This is a genomic window from Micromonospora sp. NBRC 101691, from assembly GCF_030269285.1.
Classification (GTDB): Bacteria; Actinomycetota; Actinomycetes; order Mycobacteriales; family Micromonosporaceae; genus Micromonospora; species Micromonospora echinospora.
On sequence record NZ_BSTB01000007.1, the window covers coordinates 182,419 to 206,048 of the forward strand.

Genomic DNA, 23,630 nt, shown 5'->3' on the forward strand with positions numbered 1-23,630 from the left:
GTGGGGCTCAATGAGTCGGCGAAGCAGGCCCTGGAAAATTTCACCGGGATGCGGTTGCACCGGTCGAAGTTGCCAATGTTGGCGTACGACCTGAACTGGTTGGAGGTGCTGGCGGATCGGGCGCGGACCCTGTTGGTTCCGGAGCTGATCCAGGCGATCAAGGCGGTTCGGGCGGCGGGGGAGGGTGAGGTCTACGACCGGTTCGTGGCGCAGACCGCTCCGTTCGTGGAAATGCTGGACCGGGTCGCCGATCTGAAGGTCAACCTGGCCCAGGCGATGCGGGGCTTCCTCAACCAGATGGAGCTCACGGATCGCCAAGCGCTGGTCATGTTCATCTTCATGATGACCGAGTTGGCGGTCGCGTTCGCGATGGCGTTCTTCCTGCCGGTGGAGGCGGCGGCGCACATCGTGAAGGTTCGGACGATCATCCAGACGATCCTGAGGTCGTCGATGGTGCGGGCGGCGGCGAGCAGCACGGCGATCCAGATGTTGTTCATGCCGGGGTCGTCGTTGTTGGCGCAGATCAGCATGCTGGCTGATGGTCTGATGCCGGGGATCGACTGGGCGCAGGTCGGTAAGCAGGCGTTGTACGGGTTGGCGGTGGCGGGTGTCACCACGGCGGCCTCGCCGGCGTTGGCCCGGTTCGCCGGTGCCGTGGGTGGTGGTCTGGCGCACCTCGGGGTGTCGGGTTCCACGCGTGACCTGTTGACCAGTCTGATGATGGTGCCGGTGTCGGAAGTCGGCATGGAGGTGGTCGGCGGTATCGGTGCCAGCTACATCGTCGACGGGCACTACGACACGGGCAGTCTCGGGCCGGACGCGCTGTCCGGGGCGTTGTCGGGGTCGGGTGAGCTGGCCGCGACCGGGGCCGGGATGGGTGCGCGTCGTGGCGCGGTGGGCCTGGGGTTCAATCCGACCCGGCCCCGGTGGCGGATGCCGGCTGGTATCGGCTTCACTGCAGACGGTAGGCCGGTCGCGCCGGTGCCGCCGCCCATCCCGGTGACCCCGGACCCGTCCCTGTACCAGCCGGAGATCGGCGGTCCGGCGGGTGCGGGCTCCGGCGGGCAGGCCCCGGTGCCCGTCCCGCCGGTGCCGGCACCGTCGCTGTCGGCACCGGCGCCAGTGGCACCTGAACCGGTGCCGCCCGTACCGGTGTGGTCGGCGCCGACCCTGTCCGCGCCGTCGTGGTCGACGCCGGACCTGCCGGTTCCGTCGTGGTCCGTGCCGAACTTCTCGGTGCCGGTGGTGCCGGTGCCGGAGTGGGTCGCGGTCGCCGGCGCGCCGGTGGTGGAGCAGTGGCGACGGTTCCAGCAGGAACTGGTGGACCACTACGGTGGGCTGCTCGCCGGGACGGCGCAGGCGCGGCAGTTCCTGGCGGCGCTTCCCGTGCCGGTCGAGCAGGTCTTCACCGAGTGGGCCGACGCGCGGCAGAACGACCCGACCGTCCCCGCCTTCCTGTCCCAGATCGGCCTGCCCGCCACCGCCCTCACCGAGCGGTACCTGTTCGGTGTCCGGGACCAGGCCGTCGCCCGTGTCACCGAAGCCCTCGCGGGGCAGATCCCGGCGGGCGGGCAGATCCCGGCGGCGGTACGCCCGGAGCAGGTCGTCGCCGCGCTGCCGGCGGAGTTCGACCGGCAGGCGTTGCGCTCGGCCGTGCACCTGGCCGCCCAGCACCACGTCGACCAGTACCTCACCACCGACACACCGACGCCCGCCACCCTGCCAGGCGCAGTGGTCCTGCCAGGGGCAGTTCAGGTGCCGGGGGACGCTGGCGTGCCGGGATCGCCTGGCGTGCCGGGTGGCGCTGCCCTGCCGACGGCCGTCGGTACGCCGGGGGCCCCGGGCCTGCCGGGCGGCGCTGGAGTTCCGGGCGGCGCGGGCGTGTCGGGGGCCGCCGGGGCGGCGGCGGTGCCGTCGGACGCCGTGCGCGCCGCGGTCGCGCGTGACGTCCGGGCCCACGTGGACCGGAGCCTCGACGCGATCCTCGGCACCACTCCACTACCCACCGCACCACTCACCGTGCCGCCCGCCGTGCCGTCGGCTGCGGTGGCCGGTCCGGGCGTCGCGCAGGTCAACGCCGTGGCGGACGTGGTCCGGCAGGTGGTCACCGACCTACCCGCCCGCTTCACGGCCGCGGTCATCCCCGACACCACCGGACCGGACACCACCGGGCCGGACACCACCCCAGCCAGCACGGACACCCCGGCGAACCGGCGCCCCGACGCGCCGACGGTGCCGGTGACCCCGGAGCAGCACACCGCAGCAGCGGCCAAACTGGCAGAATCCCAGTTCACCGCCCTGGCCAACCAGTACGGCGTCGAGCCGGCCAACCAGGACACCCTCGCCGGATCCTTCCGGCAGGACTGGGTCGACGGATACCACCAGGTACTCGCCCAGGCCACCGCCACCCCCGGCACGTCGGGTATGCCCGGCGCGGCAGGCACGTCCGGGGTGCCGGCCACCCCCAGCGCGCCGGGTGTGCCGGGCACTCCGGGCACGCCGGATGCGGCCGGCGTCCGCGGTACGGTGCCGGCCGGCGCGGCCCCTCGCACCGACGGCACGCCGAACCACCACGGCGCCAGCGACCGGATATCCGTCACTGAACTCTCCGTCTCCAGCGACGACATCTTCAGCCGCGACAGCAGCTTCAACGACGCCATGACGGTCAGTGACCTCTCCTCGTCGGACGACCTGGCCAGCCGCGACGACGCCATGACGGTCAGCGACCTCTCCTCGCTGGACGAGCCGATCAGCCGCGACCCGGTCAAACGTGACCTCGTCGACGGGGATTCGGTCAGCGGCGTCTCGTCGCTCGACGAGTCGGACCACGGTGAGGCGGCCAGGCGCGAACTCGGGGACACGGACCCGTTCAGGGATGCCTCCTCGCGGGACGGGTTGACCAGCGGCGACCCGGTCGGGCGCGATGTCGGCGGCAGGGATTCGTTCAGTAACGTGTCCTCGCTGGACGAGCCGGTCGGTGGTGACCCGGGCGGACGCCGCGAGCCGGCCAGCACGGCACCGGAGCCGGCGGTCGCGGCAACCGGGCAGCCCGTCGCGGCAATGGGGCAGCCCGTCGAGGCGGCCGAATCCGCGCGGCGGGTCGCCGACTGGGTCGAGCAGACCCCGGTGGGCACCGACAACAGCCGCGACCCATGGTGGTGGTGCGTACAGGCCACCCTCGACACCTTCACCACCGCTTACGGACGGCCCGGCAACCGGGCGGTCCTCGACGACCGGATCATCGGGCCCGACGGCCGACTCGCACCCACCACGGGCTGGCCGCAACTCCTGGACATCCTCGACGCGACACCCGAGCGCGTCGCCCACCCCGACGGAGTCACCCCGGAGGACGTACTCGCCGCGCTGCGGGCGGCACCGGGATCGATGGTCGTGGTCAGGGTCGCACCACCCAACGAACCACAACACGTGTTCGCCCTGCACAGCCAGCCACAACCATCCGGCCCGCCGACCATCAAGGTGCGCGACGGCCTGGTGCCCGGCGCCGAGAACCGACCCGAACCGACCGATCCGCTACGCGATCCCTGGCTCCGGCACCTGTTCGCCTCGAGCACCCGACTCGCCGCGTTCGACAGCACCGGGCGACCCACCACGATCACCGACCTCCTTCCCGACCGCGCCACCGCACCCCCGCAGTCGAGCACCACGACCACCATCGACCCCAGCGCCATCCTGCTCGCCTCCACCACCACGCCACGCGGCCCGTCCCAGGCGATGCAGGCGGACACCACCTCCCCCGAACCGTCCGGCCCCCACGGGCAGCCGTTTGACCCGGCCGAGACCGACGATGCGCCTGGCACCGGCCCGGCGTTCGTCGATCAGGTATTCCATAACCCGGACCCGGATCTGAGCGGGCTGAATCTGAACACACCGCCGGCAGAGCTCCCCATGGACTGGAAGCCGCCGGGGGCTGTCGAACCGGTCGAGTCGGACCTGCTGGCAGGAGGGGAATCACCCACGTCCGAGATGGACGAGGGGACGCCAGGGGGTGCCGACCCGGTCGACCCCTCGGATCCGCTGGCGGGGGTTGATTCGCCGGTATCGGAGTCAGGCGTCGGTTGGCTGGCGGATGCCGACCTGAATAACCCCTGGAGTCCACTGGCGGGGGTGTCCGGCGTCGATTGGCGGACGGAATCCGGCCCGGTCGACCTTTGGGATGCGCTGGCGGAGGTGGATTCGCTGGCATCGGAGTCTGACGTCGATCGGCGGGCGGATGCCGAACCGGTCGAGTCGGACCTGCTGGCAAGGGTCGATTCACCGACGTCCGAGGACGGGGGGACGCCGGGGGGTGCCGACCCGGTGGACCCCTCGGATCCGCTGGCGGGGGTGGATTCGGCGGCATCGGAGCTTGCGACCGGCTGGCTGACGGATGTTGACCTTGACGAGAGCTTGCGGTTGCTGGCAGAGCTGGATTCGGCGATCAGTCTCGGGGCTCTGCCGGAGAACCCCGGACCAATCGGGCTGGACCCGGGGTCGAGTGGGATGCCGGCGGTCGGTGGATCCGGCGGTCTTCCGCGGGGCTGGCAGCAGACGGTGGCTTCGGCGATCACGCAGCTGTCGGCCGTGGGGACCCGTGATGGGGCGGATGGAGTCCGCGATGTCGCGGCGGAGTTCGTGGAGTGGACGCGCGATGTGCTCGGGGTCGATCTCGCGAATCACTCTCCGAAGCCGAACGACTTCTACATCGCGGTGTTGCGTTACTTCGGGGAGCAGTTGACGGACGCGGGGGTCGAGCGCAGCGTTGCTGGACTTCGTGCGTGGGTGGCTCGGCAGTTGGCCGCTGACCTTCGTCGGGGTGGGGAGTCGGAGTTCAGGGAGTTCCTTCCGTATCCGGAGGTCATGTCCGAGCAGCGACGGGAGAACCTGCACCGGCAGTGGCTCAATAAGATTTCGAACCACCAGAACGGCGATTACGACGTTGCGCATGTGGTTCCTCGCGTCATCGCTTCGAGGTTGTCCCGGTCGATGCGGATCCACCACCCGTTCGGTGCTCCCTACGACATCGGCCCGGAGCCCGGTGATGGTGTCATCCCGTATCCGGTCGTCTTCTACAAGGGCGCTTACCGCCTGGGCCAGCTACCTGACCCGGCGGATGTCGGACGCGCTGGCCGTATCGCTGAGGGCTTCCCTCGGACAGAGTTGTCCGAAGCCGAGCAGCAGCGACTCGATCGACTGTTCGACGACGCACTCCATCTGCTGCGGGAGGCGATCGCGGGGGCGGAGAACAATCCCCATCCGACCAACTCCACGCACTGGCCCATCCTGCGGGAGGCCTTCCACCGCCAACTCGCGGTCATCCGGGAGCGCCCCGACTCTCCCTACCACAACAAGGCCGAGGAACTCGCTGAACACCTCCGTTACCTTCGCAGGCTCGTCCGGCCGGGCAAATGGGAGTCCGGGAACCCGCGCAACCTGGAAAACCAGTTCACCCTCCACGTGCCGGTCTCCGTCTTCGCGGCGGGCAGGGAGTACGGGGGCGAATGGCACGTGCGCGTAGGGGGCCGAAAGAAGTCGGCCGACGTTGGTATCGGTCGGATGGCTGTCCCGGGCGATATGATCGCCGTTCATTTCGGGAAGGTCGACGGAGCGGGCGTCGGTATTGCTGAAATCCCGTACACCGCGGTCGACGGCACCGAAATCTATGCTCGCCGAGAATTCAACCACAGGTTCGATGACCTGGAGCTGGTCGAGCTGAGGAAAAGGGCGGCCGGCAGGGTGTGGGCCGTTGACCGCCCGGCGCTGTTGCGCGACTTCTACATGACGACGGTCTTGTATTCAAAGGGGGAACTGGGCCTCGCACTCGGTAAAGCCGAACCCGGCCAGCAGGTCCCGGCGTCGAGGCTCCCGCTGGTCCCGGTGGTCGGCGGACTTCCGCCCGTTCTGACCAGGGAGTTGAAGGAGGTCCGGCTTCTACTCGGCTATGCCCGCGACGGCGGCCGACCGACTGCGGTCGTGGAAGCGCCGGCCGCGAAGAACGTCAAAGGGCTGCCCCTGTACCTGGAATTGTCCAAACCCACCGTCACCCGGTACGACATCGAGCGGCTGCGCAAGAGAGCGTTGTGGGAACCGGAGAATCGGTGGGCTCTTTCCGAGCAGATGTCTTTCGATGTCGTGTTGCAGCGGGGGGAGGGCGCCAGCAACGGGCGATCGTCGACTCGCGCTGCGGCCGGTCCGCTGTCCATCAAGGTCGGTCGGTCCAGGACGTTGGATGGGGCAGAGGTGGAGCTCTCCCCGGGGACGTCGGTCACCCTGTCGGTAGGGAAGTGGCAGGGGGCGAACGGGGCGGATGTCGCCGGTACCGTTCCGGTCGTGGTCCGTGCGCCGTCGGTCGACGGGGCGGGACACGTCTACCGGCTCTTCGACACGGGTGTGGACAACCGGCACTTCGACGACTTGAAACGCGAGATCACCGGGTCCCTGGCGGAAGTGCCGGCAGTCCCGGGGTCGGGTGGGGTCCCGGCGGTCGGTAGGTTAGGCGGTCTTCCGCGGGGCTGGCAGCAGACGGTGGCTTCGGCGATCGCGCAGTTGTCGGCCGTGGGGACCCGTGATGGGGCGGGTGGAGTCCGCGATGTCGCGGCGGAGTTCGTGGAGTGGACGCGCGATGTGCTCGGGGTCGATCTCGCGAATCACTCTCCGAAGCCGAACGACTTCTACGACGCGGTGTTGCATCGCTTCGAGGAGCAGTTGACGGACGCGGGGGTCGAGCTCAGCAGCGCTGGACTTCGTGCGTGGGTGACCCGGCAGTTGGCCGCTGACCTTCGTCGGGGTGGCGAGTCGGAGTTCAGGGAGTTCCTTCCGTATCCGGAGGTCATGTCCGAGCAGCGACGGGAGGACCTGCACCGGCAGTGGTTTACCAAGATCGCGAACCACCAGACCGGTGATTACGACGTTGCGCATGTGGTTCCTCGCGTCATCGCTTCGAGGTTGTCCCGGTCGATGCGGATCCACCACCCGTTCGGTGCTCCGTACGACATCGGTCCGAAGCCCGGTCGTGGTGTCATCCCGTATCCGGTCGCCTTCTACAAGGGCGCTTACCGCCTGGGCCAGCTACCTGACCCGGACGATGCCGCACGCGCTGGCCGTATCGTTGAGGGCTTCCCTCGGACAGAGTTGTCCGAAGCCGAGCAGCAGCGACTCGATCGACTGTTCGACGACGCACGCCATCTGCTGCGGGAGAGAATCGCGGGGGCGGAGAACAATCCCCATCCGACCAATTCCAGGCACTGGCCCATCCTGCGGGAGGCCTTCCACCGCCAACTCGCGGTCATCCGGGAGCGCCCCGACTCTCCCTACCACAAAAAGGCCGAGGAACTCACTGAACACCTCAAATACTACCGCGGCCTCGATGCGGAATACCTGTGGGAGGAAAAACCGACGGATCTCCGTGACCACTTCACGCTCGATCTCAGCGTCGTACGAACAGGAAGAGCTCGGGGCTCGCAGTTGCGCGTGTCGGTGGGCGGCGCCGAGACATCTCTCCTCAGTGTCTACCGGCTGGCCCTGAGAGGCGATCAGGTTCCTGTTCATCTCGGGGTGACCCGCAAAGAAGGCATCGGTTTTGCGGAATTCCGGTACACCGACGCGACCGACGGCACCGACAGGATCCTCTACCGCCGATTCGAACACAAGCTCGGTGACAGTGACCTGCTCGAGTTGAGGAGGAGGGCAGCCGGCCGCGTGTGGAACCTTCACCATCGACCGCTGTCGAGCGACTACTACCAGGCCACGTTGCCTGTACGTCCGGGCGGAAGGTTGGGCGGTTCCTTCGGTGACCGCAGCGCCAGTAACTACGACAGAATGTTCATGGTCCCGCAGGTCCCGGTGGTCGGCGGACTTCCGTCTGTCCTTCCCACCGAGCTGAACGGTCGTCTCCTGCTCGGGTATGCCGAGGACGGTCGACCCACTGCGGTCGTGGTAGCGCCGGCCGAGAAGAACGTCACAGGACTGCCCCTCTACCTGGAGACGGGCAAGCCCGCCCTCGTCGTGGACGACATCAAACGGCTGCGCAAGGAAGCGCTGTGGGAACCGGAGAATCGGTGGGCTCTTTCCGAGCAAGTGTCTTTCGACGTCGTGTTGCAGCCGGGGGCGCGGCGCGGCCGTGGGTCATTGCCGACTCGCGCTGCCGCCGGTCGGCTGTCCATCGAGGTCGGCGGTCGTGGTCCGGCCAGGACGTTGGCCGGGGCGGAGGTGGATCTCTCCCCGGCGACGTCGGTCACCCTGTCCGTAGGGAAGTGGCCGGAGCAGGGGCAGGTCGGGACGGATGTCGCCAGCACCGTTCCGGTCGTGGTCCGTGCGCCGTTGGTCGACGGGGCCGGACACGTCTACCGGCTCTTTGACACGGGTGTGGACAACGGGCACTTCGACGACCTGAAACGCGATATCACCGAGGTGCTGACGAACCCAGGGTCGCTTGCGGCGACGCTGGCCGGGAGGTCCGACGATGCAGCGTCGAACTGGCCGGACGCAGCGGCCTGGGCGATCGAACAGTTGTCGGCCGTGGGTAACCTCGACGAGCAGAATTTCGTGCGATGGGCGCGCGAGGTGTTCGGAATCGATCTCACGCCGGGCGAAGCGAAGCCGGACAACTTCTACGACTCGATGTTCCACATCTTCGAGAAGCGGTTCGCGGATTTGAAAGTCGGCCGCACCGAACTGCACGAATGGATGGCCAGCAGCCTGGCCGCCGACCTCCGGCTGGGTGACGCCTCGGAGTTCAGGAAGTTGCTTCCGTATCCGGAGGTCATGTCCGAGCGGCGACGAGAGGAACTGCACCAGAACTGGATCGACAAGATCGCGAACAGTCGCAGCAGCGATCACGAAGTCGCGCATGTGGAATTCCATATCCTGGCCCGGACGATGTCCCGGCCGATGCGCATCTACCGACCGTTCGGCGCCCCGGAAGACATCGCCCCGAGGTCTGATGTCACCCCGTTGCCAGTCATCTCCTACAAGGGCGCCTACTACCTCGGCCGACCTCTCGACCCAAACGATGCGGACCTTGCCGCCGGCATCGCCAGAGGGCCCGAGCGGACGTCAGTATCGGACAACGAGAAGCAGCGACTGGATCGACTGTTCGACCGGGCACACGGTCTGCTGCTGGAGCGGATCAGCGAGGCGGAACGTAACCCTCATCCGGCTACCAGGCACTGGCCCGCCCTGCGGGAAGCATTCCAGCGTACGCTCGCGGCCATCCGTCGACGCCCCGAATCGCCCCAACAGCAGGCCGACATCCTGACGGAGAGCCGCCGGTACCTCTACAACATCCTCCGGCCCAGCACCTGGAAGGACGAGGATCCAAGGCCCCAGGGAGGTCAGTTCACCCAGTACCTCAACGTCATCTCCGAAGGCACGCAAACAACGCTTACGGCCAGAGTGGGCAACAACCGGCGCCTGCGTCTCCGCAACCTCATCACCGTCTCCGTCCTGGGCGACCGGATCGCTGTCGATTTCGGGATGGACGGCGAAGAGGGCTTCGCTGTTGCCAGAGTCCCGTACATCGCGACCGACGGTACCGAGAGATTCATCTACCGCGAGTTCTCTACCAAACCCACCGCGGCGGATCTGGAAGTTGTGAGGGGTAGGGCGGCGGAGGCCCGATGGCGGAAGGTGCGATCGACGATCGCGCAGCTGTCGGCCAGGGAAACCGGCAGCGAGTTGGCGGCATTCGAGCAGTGGGCGCACGCGGTTTTCCACCTCGATCGTCCGGAGGGCGACGCGGGGCCGCTCGACGTCTTCTACGGGACGGTGTTGAAGGCCTCTGGGGATCTGTTGGCGCAGTCGGGCGTCACCACCGTGGCTGAACTGGGCGTGCTGGTGGCCCGCCAACTGGACGGCGACCTCCGCCGGGGTGAGCAGTCGATGTTCAGCACACTTCTCCCCTATCCGGAGAACATGTCCGAGCAGCGACGGGAGACCCTGCACCAGCACCTGCTCAACAAACTCGTACACCGCCAGCCCGGCTATCCCGACGTCGTGCACGTGGTTCCCCACATCGTGGCCTGGGGGTTGGGTCTGCCGATGGCGATCCACCACCCGTTCGGTGCCCCGTACGTCATCGGTCCGCCAACCGAAGACGGTGAGGTCCCGCAACCAGTCGTCTGGCTGAACGGCGCCTACCACCTCGGCCAGCCTCGTGACCCACACGATGCCCGCATCGCCGAGGGTTTCCCGTCACCGGCAGCCCTCACCGAACTGCGCCGACTGGATGTCGTGTTCGACGAGGCGCTCGAGGTGCTGAAAGCTGAAGTCGACACGGCGGAACAGAACACGGTGAAACGCCACTGGCCGCTCCTGCAGGACACATTCCACCGGAACCTTGCGGCCATCCGTCAACGCCCCATCTCCCCCCGCAGGCACATCGACGTACTCGAGGAACACCGCCGATACGCCGACGCCCTCCGCGAGAGGAGCAATTGGGAAGACGGGAACCGTTGGAACCTGCAAGCCCCGTTCACCCTTCCCATCCTCGTCGAGCACACCGCGGGCCGTCCATCTCTTCGGCTCCGGCTTGACGGCAACGACGTTTCACTCGGATATGTCGATCGAGTCGCCGTCCTGGGCGACAGGGTCGCTGTCGAATTCGGAGAGGTTGATGGCGAAGGTGTCGGTATCGCCAGAATTCCGTACACCGCGCCCGACGGCACCGAGAGGTTCGTCTACCAGGAGATCGACCGCAGGTTCACCGCCAGCGAGCTGGCCGAACTGTGGAGCGTGACAACCGGCCCGGTGTGGGAGACCGTCGACCGGTGGACGTTCGGCAATCTCTACCACACCACGGCGCCGGTGAGCGAGAGCGGAATATTTGACATCACCTTCGGCGGCCAGAGAGTCACGCTCCCACCGGTCGAGGTGGCCGACGGACTTCCGCCGGTCATCGCCGCCGAACTGAGGGAGGGGCGTTTCCGGCTCGGGTACGGCATGGAGGGTCAACCCCTGGCGGTCCTGGAAGCACCGGCCGGAAGGAACAGCACCGGAGCGCCCCTGTACCTGGAGCTGTCCTCGCCGGCCCCCACCGCCCACGACATCGAGCGGCTGCGCTCGATGGCGCTGTGGGAACCAGTCGAGCCAGGGGCGCTTCTCGACGAAGTATCCATCGATCTCGTCATGCAGGAGGACAGGCGCACGCCCCACCCGCTGCCGCTCACGCTCGGCGATGACAGTTCGGGCAGGACGCTGGACGGGCAGGAGGTGGATCTCTCTCCTGGAACGGAAGTCGCCCTGCGGGTCGGCCGATTTTTCCGACTGGAGGAGTCGAACGTCGTCACGAGCATCTTCGCCGCCGTCAAGGCGCCGTTGGCCGACCAGTCCGGATACGCCTACCGGCTCATCGACACGAACCTGCCGAACGAGTGGTTCGACGAGTTCAAGACGCAGTGGGAGACGACCGGCAGCGGCAAACGTCCGGCCGCGCCGGCATGGCCTGCGGGGCCACTCGAGAAGCGTCCGCGTACCGGGGGCGGGTTACCCGGGGGACCGGCGGCGTACGAGTGGACTGGTGCGTCTTCGGTTGATGCCGGGGCCCTGCCGTCGGGGTGGGCGGCTGGGGTGGAGCCGTCGGTGGAGCAGGTGGACGGTGGTTGGCGTGTGTCGTATCGCAGTGTGGAGGGTTTGCCTTCGTGGGGCGAGATGACGCGGGTGCATTCCGATCGGTTCACGTGGCAGGGTCCGGAGCCGCTGCGGTTCGTGCCGACGCCGGGGGCGGAGCGCCCGTTCCAGGTGGAGACGGCGGGGCAGGACGCGGGGGTACGGGTCCACGTCGACCACTGGGTGCACCGTGAGTCGGGGACGGTGGTGTTCCGTCTCCGGTTGGATCCTGACGCGAACGTGGATCGGGACTCCATCCTGCGCACGCTGGGTGCGGTCGAGCAGTGGGTGGCGCAGACCAACGGGCGGTTGCGGCCGGAGGGTGGGCCGCAGGCGGTGGCGGTGGTGTTCGATCCGGCTGCGGGAACGGGGGTTCGGCTCAGCCGGTACGGCAGTGACCTGCGGGACAGTGATCGTGTCTGGGTCAGCGAGGACGGCTCGGCGGGTCGGATCACCCAGTTGCACTGGCTTGCGGATCTTCCGTCCCGCGCCTACGGGCACGAACTGAAGCACTTCGCCGGGGTGCCGCACGATGGTTCGCCGGGTGATCTGCTCAGGACGTCCAGGACCGTCGGTGACGACCATCTGCACGAGCCGGGGTTCACCGCCTGGGAACTCGACCAGATCCGCGCGACGGCCGCCTCGTACGTCGCTCCCCCGGTCGAGCCCCGGCCGGCTCTGGTCCCGCTCGGCGTGCCCCGCGACGGTCGCGACCTGCTGTCCGCGTTCATCGCCTCCGAACCGGCCCTGGTCCGCACCGCGCTGGACGGGCGGCTGCCGGCGGACCTGCGGGAGTTCCTCTCCGATCCGGCCGGGGTGCGGACTGCTGTTGCCGAATCGGTTCGTACCGGAGTGCCGCAGGGGTCCGAGCTCGGTCGGGTCACCGAGCTGTTGCAGGACCACGTGTCGGACTATCTGGCGGAGAACGCGGGGCGGTTGCCGGCGGACGTGACCGCGCAGCGGTTCGCTTTCCAGTCGCGACACGAGCGGGACGTGGCGGCGCTGAGCCCCGACCAGGCGCTGCGGCGCGTCGGTGAACTCGTGGACGCCGGTCTCCTGGACCCGGACACCGCGTGGGCACGTCTCGACGAGATGCGGGCCAATCCGGCGGACGCCGGCCGTCACCTGTTCGAGGTGTTGACCGACCCCGATCGCCAGCTCGACCCCGGGGAACTGGCCGCGGTGAAGGCTGCCGTGCACGACTGGGCGAACCTGTCGGGCAGCCCCGCCGGCCGGTTCCTGGCACCGTTGCTGGCGCACGCGACCGATGCCCGGATGCAGGTCTCCCGGGTCGCCACGGGCGAGGTGCGGCCGGTGGGCGGGTACGGCCCGGCCGGGGGCGCCCCGGTCAACCTGGCCCGATCGGCCGCCGACCCGGAGCGACCGGGCGTCCACTTCGACGCGCTCGTGCCGGAAACCCCTGCGGCGGTCGAGCCGCCGGCCGTACCCCCGCAGCAGCTCGCGCCGACCCCGCAACCGCCGGCCCCGGCCGCCGAGGACAGTCAACAGCAGGTCGTCCCGCCGGCCGCGTCCCCGGACGCGCCGCTGGTCGTGATGGCCGAGGGACTGCCGGACAACCTGCGGCTCCAGCGCGCGGTGGGCGGTGTCCTGTTGCACGACGGGGACGCCGCACCCGGCCCGATCAGCTCACGGGTGTTGCCCCCGACCGGCCCCGGCCCGGCCATCCTGCTGCACTCCTCGGTGCTCGACCCGGACCGTCTCGGCGCGGCGCTGGCCGGGTTGCGGGCGCAGGACGCCACCATGGCCGTCCTGCACTGGCCGCAGGACCAGCCGGTCACCGTGGCCCGGGCGCTGGAGGTCACCGCACAGGCACTGGGGCCGCAGTCCCTGGCCATGCTGTCGGTGCCCCGGTCGGCGCTGCGGGACCGGCCGACGCCCAGCCCGCAGATCGTGCCGCTGGACGCCAACGGCGAGGTGACCTTCTTCAGCGGGCGGCCCGAGCGGTACCTCTTCCTGCCCGAGGTCACCGGCGCACCGCGCCGGCCCGCCCCGTACGGCCTCCCCGAGCAGTCGCCCGGCCTGTACGGGCTCGGCGACGGCTGGGTGGTCTGGGACGGTGGTAGCCACCTGTGGATCGGGCCGGCGACCGAGTTGGACGGGGCGCGGCGGTTGCTGCCGGACACCGGTGGCTGGCTGGCCGAGCCGGTGGTCTTCCTGGGCTGGAAAGCGACTGCGCTGCCGGTCGAGGTGGGTCACCGGGTCGGCCGGATCTTCGGGGGCATGCCCGCTGCGGCGCCGACGAACCTGATCACCTCCGGGATGGGGCTGGACCGGCGCACTCTCGTCCCGTCGGAGGTGTCCGGCCTGCCGGCCGACGTCCAGTTGAGCCACGTTCCGGGTGGGGTGCTCGCCCACGCCGGTCCACGGCCGCCGGCCGGCGCCACGACCCTGCACTGGTCCGACCTGACCGGCCCGGACCGGCCCCGGCTGGTGGTGGACGAGTCGGTCGGCGACCCGGTCGCCGTCGTGGAGGCCGTCCATCGGGGGCTTCCCTCGGGTGCCGGCCCGCTCCAGGTGTTCGTCGCGCCACCGTCCGCCGGTGCCTCGGCCACGTCACCCGCCGGCCTCCCCGACACGCCGTCCGGTGCGGTGGCCGCTGCCCGGGTGGCGGAGCTGTTGCGGGAGCGGTTCGGCGGGCGGCTGGAGCTGGTGCTGCCGGTCTCCGTGGTGGGCCGGCAACCGGCCGGTGTCGACGAGCTGGTCCCGGTCGACGCCCGGGGGCAGGAGACCTTTCCGGCCGCCGCGCACGCCTGGCGGGTGCCGCTGCGTCCCGCACCGCCTCGGCAGCCGGGGCCGCTGGGCCTGCGACCGGCTGCCACCGACGGATACGAGGTGTACCGGGGTTGGACGGTCCGGGAACAGACCGGGGTCGTCCTGTTCGCGCAGAACGGCACCAGCCCGAACACGCTCTCCCCCGACGCCCTGGCGGCCCCCGCGAGCGGGGTGGCCGTGGTGGTCCAGTCCCGGGGTGGTCCCATCCCGCGCGAGGTGGCCGACACGGTCGCCCGGTTGCTCTCCGGCGTTCCGGAGGCCGACCGGGACGTACGGGTCTTCGGTAACGCGGCCAGCGCCGGACCGGCCGTACCCGATCCCGACGGGTCGTCCGCGTCGGCTCCGGCGCGGCCGGCCACCCCGGACCGGCGGGCGCTGGCGCTCGGCGATCCCAAGGCCAACCTGCCGGACATTGACCGTATCGAGCAGGGACTGCGCGCCGAGGTGGCCCGTCGGGGCGTCACCGTGCGGGACAACGAGTGGGAACAGTTGCGTGAGCGGCTGCTCAACAACTACCCGCAACTGGTCTCCGCGGACGGGCACCTGTTCACGCTGGGTGGCATCGAGGTGCGGGCCCGCCTGCGGCCGGACGACCCGCAGCTGGTGTCGAACCCGGCCGGCTCGTTCGACACGGAGACGTCCGGTCCGTCGCTGGACGACACCGAGGGCCGGACGAGCGAGGACGGCCGTTTCCACGCCAACCAGTTCACCCAGGGTGTCTTCCAGACCGGTGCGCACAGCCAGTCCGACGGCACCACCACGCGGGCGATGCGGTTGCGGGGTGACTTCAACGTCGACGTGCCCCTCGGCCCGATGACCCACTGGGGGCCCCGCTTCAACGCCACCCTGAACAAGGTCGACCAGAAGTCCGCCTACCTGATCGACGCGGAGAAGGGCCGGGTGTTCGACACCCGCGCGGACTCGACGTTCTACTCGTACGAGCCGGGATGGTTGATCGAGGCACGCGGCGACGCGCAGCCGTGGCAGACGGTGGAGGTGCCGGAGCCGCCGGACGGGCAGGAGGCTGCCCGGCTGGTGGTGGCGATCCCCGACCACCTGCTGGAGAGCGCCGGCGAGCAGGTGGTCGCCGACCTGCCCGAGCACCTGCGGGACAACCTGACTCGGGTGCCGGAGCTCTTCTCCGCCAGCAACATCACCGGTCTCAACGAGCTGTACGACCTCGTCATCGACCGGCTGCGCGCCGACGGCTTCGACATGTCCATCGAGAGCCCGATGCGCAACGAGTTGCAACGCAAGCTGTGGAACCTGGAGACGCACTTCGACGAGGCGGTGAACAACCGGCGTACGCCGGAGACGGACGGCGACGCCGGCGCGATGACCCGGGGCTTCGCGTTCACGTTGCACGACGACGGGTACGCGGCGGCCAGCATCCGGGTGTACGGCCGTCGTCTCGGCGGCTCCGTGCAGGTGGGCCTCGGCGGCGGCTCCACCCGGCTGGGCCTCGGCGGCGGCTCCACGCGGGTGGGCGCCAGCAGCGACAAGGCCCACATCGAGCAGGTGCGTACCGGCATCGTGGGGCAGGGCGGCGAGTTCACCCTCGGGCAGTCCGCCGGGGTGTCCTTCGGTGGCGCGGTGGACCTGCCCTTGGCCCGGCGTCTCGACAATCCACAGGCGTACAAGGAGAACACCAAGCTCGGTCTCTCCGCCCGTGCGGGGATGAGCTGGACCAGCAACGACGGTGGTGGCGTCACGGTGGCGTCGCTGAACGTCGTGGTCGGCCGGTACACCGGTCAGACCGTCGGCCACGAGGTGCCCTTCGAGTGGCACGCCGAGGTGTCCACCTCCCGCCGCCCGCGCGAGTGGCCGCATCCGACGCCGGTGGTGAACGGGTCGGCGGTGCTCCGGATGTCCGAGCCGGACTCCTTCGACTACGGGTTCAGCGTCGACGCCGACGCCTTCGCCCCCGATCCCGTCCCCGGTCTGGCGGACGGTGACCTGGCGGTGGTGCCCGCAGGCGGACGACCGCGGTCGGTGCCGCACGACCAGTGGCGGCCGAGGTTGCGCAACACCGGCGTGCACCCGGAGGACACCGGCGGCAACCTGCTGCCCCGGCACGTCATCCAGGGGCGGGGTCTGCTGGGTCAGGCCCTGCCGAGGATCGACAAGCCGGCGGTGCGGCGGCTCCGGGCCGGTCTCATGGAGGTGCTGGCCGGTGAGGGGTTCCTTCCGGCGGACGGGGACCGGCCGTGGGCACACGGGGAGCAGAACCGGCCGGCGACCCCGGATCCCGGTACGCCCCTGGAGGAACGGCCGCTGCTGGGTCGGATGGTCGACGGGGCGCGGGACGCCTACGACGAGGTCGTCCACCGCGACACCGACGCCACGATCGACAATCTGGACCTGTTCCACAAGATGGTGAGCGGCGACGGCCTGGAGTCGCACTTCGACTCGCTCGTCCAGGACGGCGCCGCGCTCGTCGACGACCCGGACGCGCCCGCCCCGGAGGCGGGCATGTCCTTCACCCTGCACAGTTGGCGCAACGCGGTGATGCGTACCGCCGAGGTGACCGTCTTCGCGATCCCCCGGATCACCGCGGACGTGGACGCGGACGGCAACTCGGTGCACTTCGAACGGCTCAGCGACGAGGTGAGCACGGTCACCCTCGGGATGTCGCTCGGCATCGCCGGCCAGGGCGCGAGCGGCAACCAGGGCTGGTCGGTGGAGGGCGGGGTGAACACCGCGCTGCCGCCGAGCGTCAAGGAGCTCCGGTCCGTCGGACTCCTCGGCGGGTCGGTGAGCCGCAACGTCGGCGCCGCCGAGCGGGTGACCCGGGTGGTCAACCGGCCGGAGCTGAAGGAGTACGGCGGCCGGGTGATGTTCGTCAACGCGCCGTACGACCTGGGCTACGTGGTCCGGATCAGCGACCGGGACGCCCCGATCGTCTCGCCGGAGCTGATCCCCGCCAACGTGCACGCCGCGCTGCTGAAGTTCAACTCCGACCCGGCCACCTTCAGCGAGGTGACCCCCGGCGACGTCGCACCGTCGGCGCTCCACCAGGGCATCGTGTACTTCGTCGACGCGCACGGCCTGCGCGCCGCGGCGCAGAACCAGTTGCCGCGGGACCTGACCCTGGCCGGCCGGCCGATGACCGGGCCGGTGGCCAGCCTGACCAACCACGTCACCTTCCAGGCGCGGTTCAAGGAGGCCATGCTCGGCCAGTACGGCGCGACCACCCTGGTCGAGCCCGGCTTCTGGGCGAACACCAACGCCGCGCTCTCGGTCAAGGTGCCCCGGATCCGGAGGGCGCAGTTCGTCGGCGCCACCCCGGACCAGTACGTCACCGGTCTGATCGAGCTGTACCTGGCCGAGACCGTCAACGTCGCCAACCAGTCGTTCACGAAGGCGTTCAACCTGCCCAACATCGGCCTCAGCCGCAAGTTCGGCCCGGTCAACGTCGGCTTCGGCGAGTCGGCGGGCGTGCGGGTCAGCAAGAGCGAGTCGGCGGAGACCAAGCGCGTCGGCGGCCTGGAAATGCTCAAACTGGCCTTCGGCCGGGGGTACGCCTATGTGGCGGAATTCGACGCCAACGTCCGCGCCGGCGTCCGTACGCAGGTCGGGTTCGCCGCCAGCCGGGTCAGCGTGCCACCCGGCGCCGACCTGCGGGGCCGCACGATGCTGTTCATCCTGCCGGAGGCGGAGGCCCTGGCGCAGTACGCGGCCGGGAAGCTGCCGGTCAGCGATTCGCAGCTGGTCGACGCGATGGGCCGGTGGTCCCGCGGTGAGCTGGTGCTCAGCGGCAACACCGTGGCGGGGTTGCTCAACCGGTGGCGTGGCGAGCTGGCCGACCGCGTGGCCGGCGGTCTGCCCGACCTCGGCGCGTACCTGATCCAGCACCGGGTCCAGACGTGGGCGCTGACGCTCGCCGACCGGCACGTGGACCTGCCCCAGCGCGGCGCGGTGCTCGACCCGCGCCGCCGTGAGCAGTTCGCCACCGAATTCGGGATCACCCTGGACCCGAACGCCAACCCGTTCAGCGCGTTGACCATGCCGCCCTACCTGACCCGGACCGGTGACCGGACGCTGGGCCACGCGGGCGTCGACGAGCTGGTGCTGTACACCGGGCCGGCGCCGGCCGACGGCGGGCCGCGCCCCACCACGACCGTGCTGGACGCCGCTCGGGAACTGGTGGACGCCGGCCGGCCCGGGCTGCTCGGAGCCAGCCACGACAACTGGCCGGGGGCGGGGACCAGCTGGGGCGTGCTGATGGTCTCGCCCGACGAGTCGGTGGTCGGCGCGCTGCCCGGCGGCCTCGAAACGCTCCAGTCCACGCTCGCCGGCCAGCGCGCGAACATCGTGTTCGCCGACATGCTGCACCGCTACAACGGCGTGACGTTCTACCTGGTCGACCAGCGCAACCCGGTGGCGGCCCAGATGTTCAAGCTGAAGGTCTCGGGCACCCTGGGCGGCCGACCGCGGTACACCGGCTGGAGGGCCGACTACGGCATCGAGAACTACGAGCACGCCTACGGCGCGACCGCTCGCATCATCGGACAGGCGCTGGGCTGGAACCTGACGCCGGCCCGGTTCGGCTTCTCGGTCGACGGCGTCCCGGTGTCCACCGCCGGGTCGCTGTCGTTCGCGCCGGGCGGAGGGCGCGGCGTCAAGGGTGCCGCGCAGGTCGTCCGGGAACGCACCGTCTACGACTGGACGGGGAACTACGAAGCCGAAGACGACATCGGCCTGACCATGGAGCTCACCCGGGTGCAGATGCACGGCTGGCAGCCGAGCTACCTGGTGAACCACGTGCTGACGGGTCTGAACAACGCGGCGGACTGGGCGTTGCACCGCGCGCCCGCCGGTTTCGCCGACTGGATCTCCCTCGCGCCGGTGGAGCCGGTGCTGACCCGGCACTACGAGGGGCGGATCGACTTCAAGGTGCCCCGGGGTCTGGCCGAGGCCACCCCCGTCCCCCGGTCGCCGCAGCTGGACCTGCGCGCGCTGCCGTCGCTGCCCGGCGACGCCTACGTCAGCGCCGCCCTGGTCGACGACCTCTACCCGGCCGCCCGGCACCTCATGGGCAACGTGCTCGGTCCGCAGGCCAACGCCCCGCTGTACCGGGGCAGCGTGGCGCTCGACGGCCTGCTGTCCCGGCTCAACGTCGACAACCACCTCTCCGAAGGGCTGGGCGACGGCGGGTACCTGCTCGGCTCGCACCTCTTCGTCGCCGGCTCGTCCAACAACCGGGTCGCCATGCGGATGTACGTCAAGCTGCACTCGCTGGAGATCATCAGCGAGCTCGCCACCACCGGCACCGGCCGGTACGCCAAGTTCGCGTTCACCACCTCGGCCACCCAGTCGCGCAACCGGTGGCGGCCCAACTTCGACGCGGAGGCGGCCTACGGCTCGCCGATCGGGAAGACGAACATCGGCCCGCAGGAGGACACGACGGCCGGCGGCCGGATCTCCACCGGCGCGAACCGGACCGCGCCGGCCAGCCACAGCGCCACCTTCGACGACACCAAGCGACTCGAGAACCACCTCAAGATGCAGGGGTTGACGTACCTGGTCCGGATCCGCACCCAGGCGCGTTTCGTCGCGGTCCCGCACCAACACAGCGCGTTCCACCGCGACGCCGGCCTTGCGCCGATCGAGCCGGCGCGGTTCGAGGCCGACGACGCCCCCGGCACCGGTTGGATGAGCGGCGACGGGTTCTACGAGATGTTCGCCGACGAGGTACACGAGCTCCAGCGCGCGCTCTCCGAACGGTACGACTGGAAGGCGAACAACCCGGCCGACTGGCCCGCACCGGCGACCGACGCCCCCACGATCGGTCTGGAGGGCCTGCTGCAACGCGCCACCCCGGCGGGCATGGCCGTCGCCCCGGTGGCCGACCGGGTCATCCAGGCCGGCGACTTCGATCCCGACCAGGCGCCCCAGCATGTGGCCCTGCTGATCCGTGACCAGCTCGGCAACCACTACGACCCGGTCAGCCCGCTCCGGCTCACCGCCAGTGCCGCCGAGCAGACCCGCCGCCGGTACGAGGCGGTACTGGACTGGGCGGTGGGCCACCTCCAGCGGCTCAACGCCACGCAGCAGGCCGCCGCCGACCTAGCCGAGCTGACCGCCTGGAAGAACCGGGTCGGCAAGCTCGCGGTCGGTGCCGTGCTGCCCGCCACCGACGTGCGGCAGTTCGCCGAGCGGATCCCCCGGATCGTCGAGCGGGTACAGGCGGTGCAGCCGCCCGGCACCGCGCCGATCACCCCACCGGAGGAGGTGGAGCTGCTCGCCCAGGACCCGCGCACCGTGGCCCGGGTGGTGGCGTTCGAGCTGAAGACCCACCTCGACCTGACCGTCACCGACGACCAGGGCACGGCCAGCCGGTACCGGATCGACCCGCAGGGCTGGATCGTCGAACTGCGGGAGGCCCCGGACGGCACGTTCGCCCCGGTCACGGCCCCCGAGGTGATCTTCGACCTGGACCGTGACCTGAAGCTGCGGGCCGACGCGGCCGGAATCCGCCTGCGACGGCAGATGGCCCTCTACCACGAGCTGCTGGGCCGTACCCCGGTGCAGATGGACGCCGCTGCGGAGCTGGGTCCGGAGCTGGAGACGTACATCCGGGAGGCCCGCGCCGACGCCGACGACCGGGCCCGTGAGTGGATCACCGAGGGCCTGCCCGCCAAACCCGCGAACCCCCGTGCCGTCCACACCGCCCGGCACGACACCGACACCGCCCAGACCCGGGCCGGTCAGGCGCGACGGCTGCTGGCCCCCGTCCTGCCCCTGGGATGGACCACCACCGGGCCGCTGCCCCAGGCGCCGGACACGCTGCGACCCGGCACCCGACTGTGGATCACCCGCCCCCAGGGTGCCGCCGCGGCACGTGTCGACGCCGACGGCACCCACCGGCTCTACGACCCGTTCGCCCTCGGGACGGCCGAGCGGACCCTCGACGCCGAGCAGTTCCAGGACGTACTCGCCGGGGCGTCGGCCGTCACCCTGGTCGAGCCCGACGTGCTGACGAGCTGGCTGCTCCAGGACGGCAACTGGGCGGCCTCCCGGCAGTTCGCGGAGGACAACCTCGGGGTGCTGCGCGCCGACCCGACCGCGACGCGGCTGACGCAGGACCAGCAGGCGTCGCTCCCGGCCCCGCCGGCCCAGCCCGACACGGTCCAGCCCGACGCGACCCGGCCCGGGACGACCCCGGCACCCGCCGGCGATCCGGTCCTCGACCGGCACCGTGCCCTGCTCGACGCCATCCGGGCCGGACAACTGACCGCCGCGTACGACTACCTCGACGCCGCCGACGCGGCGGCCCGGCACCGCGTGCTCGCGGGCGCGGTGGCTGCGGTGGTACCGACCGACCCGACGGCTCCGCCCGACCCGGCCGCCCCGGCCGGGCTGCGGGCGCTGGCGGACCTCGTCGACGCCGACCCCCGGGTGACCCGGCCCCGGCCGGGGCCGGAGGCCGTCTCCGACGCCGGCATCCTGCGGGCCGTGGCCGACATCCTCGACCCGGCCGTCGGCGCACTGGACACCTTCCGGGCCATCGCCTCCGCCGCGTGGACCATCAACCCCCCGCAGAACTGGCCGGACACCCTGCACGCCCTGACCGAGCTGCCCACGGCAGCCGGCCGCGACGTGGCGACGCTGCGCGACGCGCTCGACGTCGTCGAGCGGATGCGGTACCACGGCGTCGCCGACCTGCTCGACGGCCTGACCCCGGACGACGCCGGTGCGGTCGCCGCCGCGGTGACCGCGTCCGGGACGACCGCGACCGACCTGGCCCACGCGTGGCGGGACGTCTCCACCCCCGCCGACCTGATCCCGGCGCTGCCCCCACCAGCTGACACCTGGGCCGGGACGGCGGACACCCCACTGCCGCCGGCCCACGTCGTGCAGCATCCGATGCCCCCGGTCACCGACGCACTCGACCAGTGGCTCGCCGTCGGCACCTGGGACGACTCCCGCGCCTTCCTCGACCGCCACCGGGCGGACCTGCTCTCCGACCGGGCGCACAGCGCGCTGCAGATCCGCCGCGCGGGACTGCCCCACGACGTCGACCTCGCCGCCCGGGACGCGCTGCTCACCCTGGCCCGCTACGGTCACCTCGACGACGGATACCGGTACCTGCTCGGCCCCACCCCACCGGCAGCGGCCGGGACCCCGAACCCGCTGCCGGGAGCGCCCACCGGGCGGCAGGAGTTGCTGACCAAGCTGCTGGCCCGGCCGGACGTGGCCGACCCGGCCGCCGTGTCGGCCCTCGGCTACCTGGCCGCCACCCTCGACGGTCCGGTCGACGCCGTGGACGCGGCGATCCTGCACCTGACCGCCGACGCGCTCGCCGGCCTGAACGTCCCCGACGCCGCCGTCACCACGGTGGTGCAGGACGCGCGTCAGACCCTCTCCGCGTCGCAGCGGCAACAGTGGGCCGCGACGATCCGCCACCTCGCTGACGACGCCACCGGCACCCGTGGGCCGGCCCTGCGTCACCTCGCCGACCGGCTGTTCACCACGGCCCCGGATCCCGATCCGGCCCCGGACGCTTCGGATGCTTCGGACGCTCCGGATGCCGAGGTGGCCCGGGTACGGCAGGTGACGCGGGAACGCCTCCAGCAGGCCACCCAGGAACTCCAGCGCACCGTCGACGACCTCGACCGGGCCCGCCGGGACGAACGTGACGCCCAGGGTGCCCGGGACGCCGCAGCGACGTCGCTCGACGCCGCCAGGACCGCCGTCACCCGGGCCGAAGGCGAACGGGCCCGGATCGAGGAGAACATCGACCACCTCGACCGGGCGATGCCGGCACTCGAAGCGGAGGTGACGCGACGGGAGAGGCTGGAGTCAGCGGCCCGGCAGACCGTCGACGACCCCGCCACCAGCCAGGACGAGTCACGGCTGGCCGCCGCCCAGGCAGAGCTCGACCAGGCGCGGCGGGAACTGGACGCGGCCCGGACGGCGCTGGAGAAGGCCACCAGCGACCTCCGGGACGCCGGACAGGGTCTCGACCGGGTCCGCGCGGAGCTGCCGGACCTGCGCCGGCAGGTCGAGACCGCGAGCGAGGAGTTCCGGGCCCGCGACGTCTCGGCGCAGGCGCACACCAACACGGTACGGATGCTCGACGAGGCCAGGACGGTCCGAGAGGACGCCCGGGACGCGGCGCAACAGCAGATGGACGCGATGGCGTTGCCGGTCCCGCCGGTCCCGCGCGGCACCCCGGTCGTGGACGTGGACACGGCGCTGGCCGAGATCGCCCGTTCCGGCCACGGCCGGTC

1 protein-coding gene (running past one end of the window) is annotated in these 23,630 nt (G+C 70.7%); it reads left to right on the forward strand.

All coding sequences use genetic code 11. The annotated features are described in order from the left end of the window. Positions 1-23,630 carry the 5' portion of a toxin glutamine deamidase domain-containing protein gene (locus QSK20_RS14055; RefSeq protein WP_285789053.1) on the forward strand. It continues 16,963 nt past the right edge of the window, so the window shows 23,630 of its 40,593 coding nt (coding positions 1-23,630); its start codon is at positions 1-3; its stop codon lies off the right edge, out of view.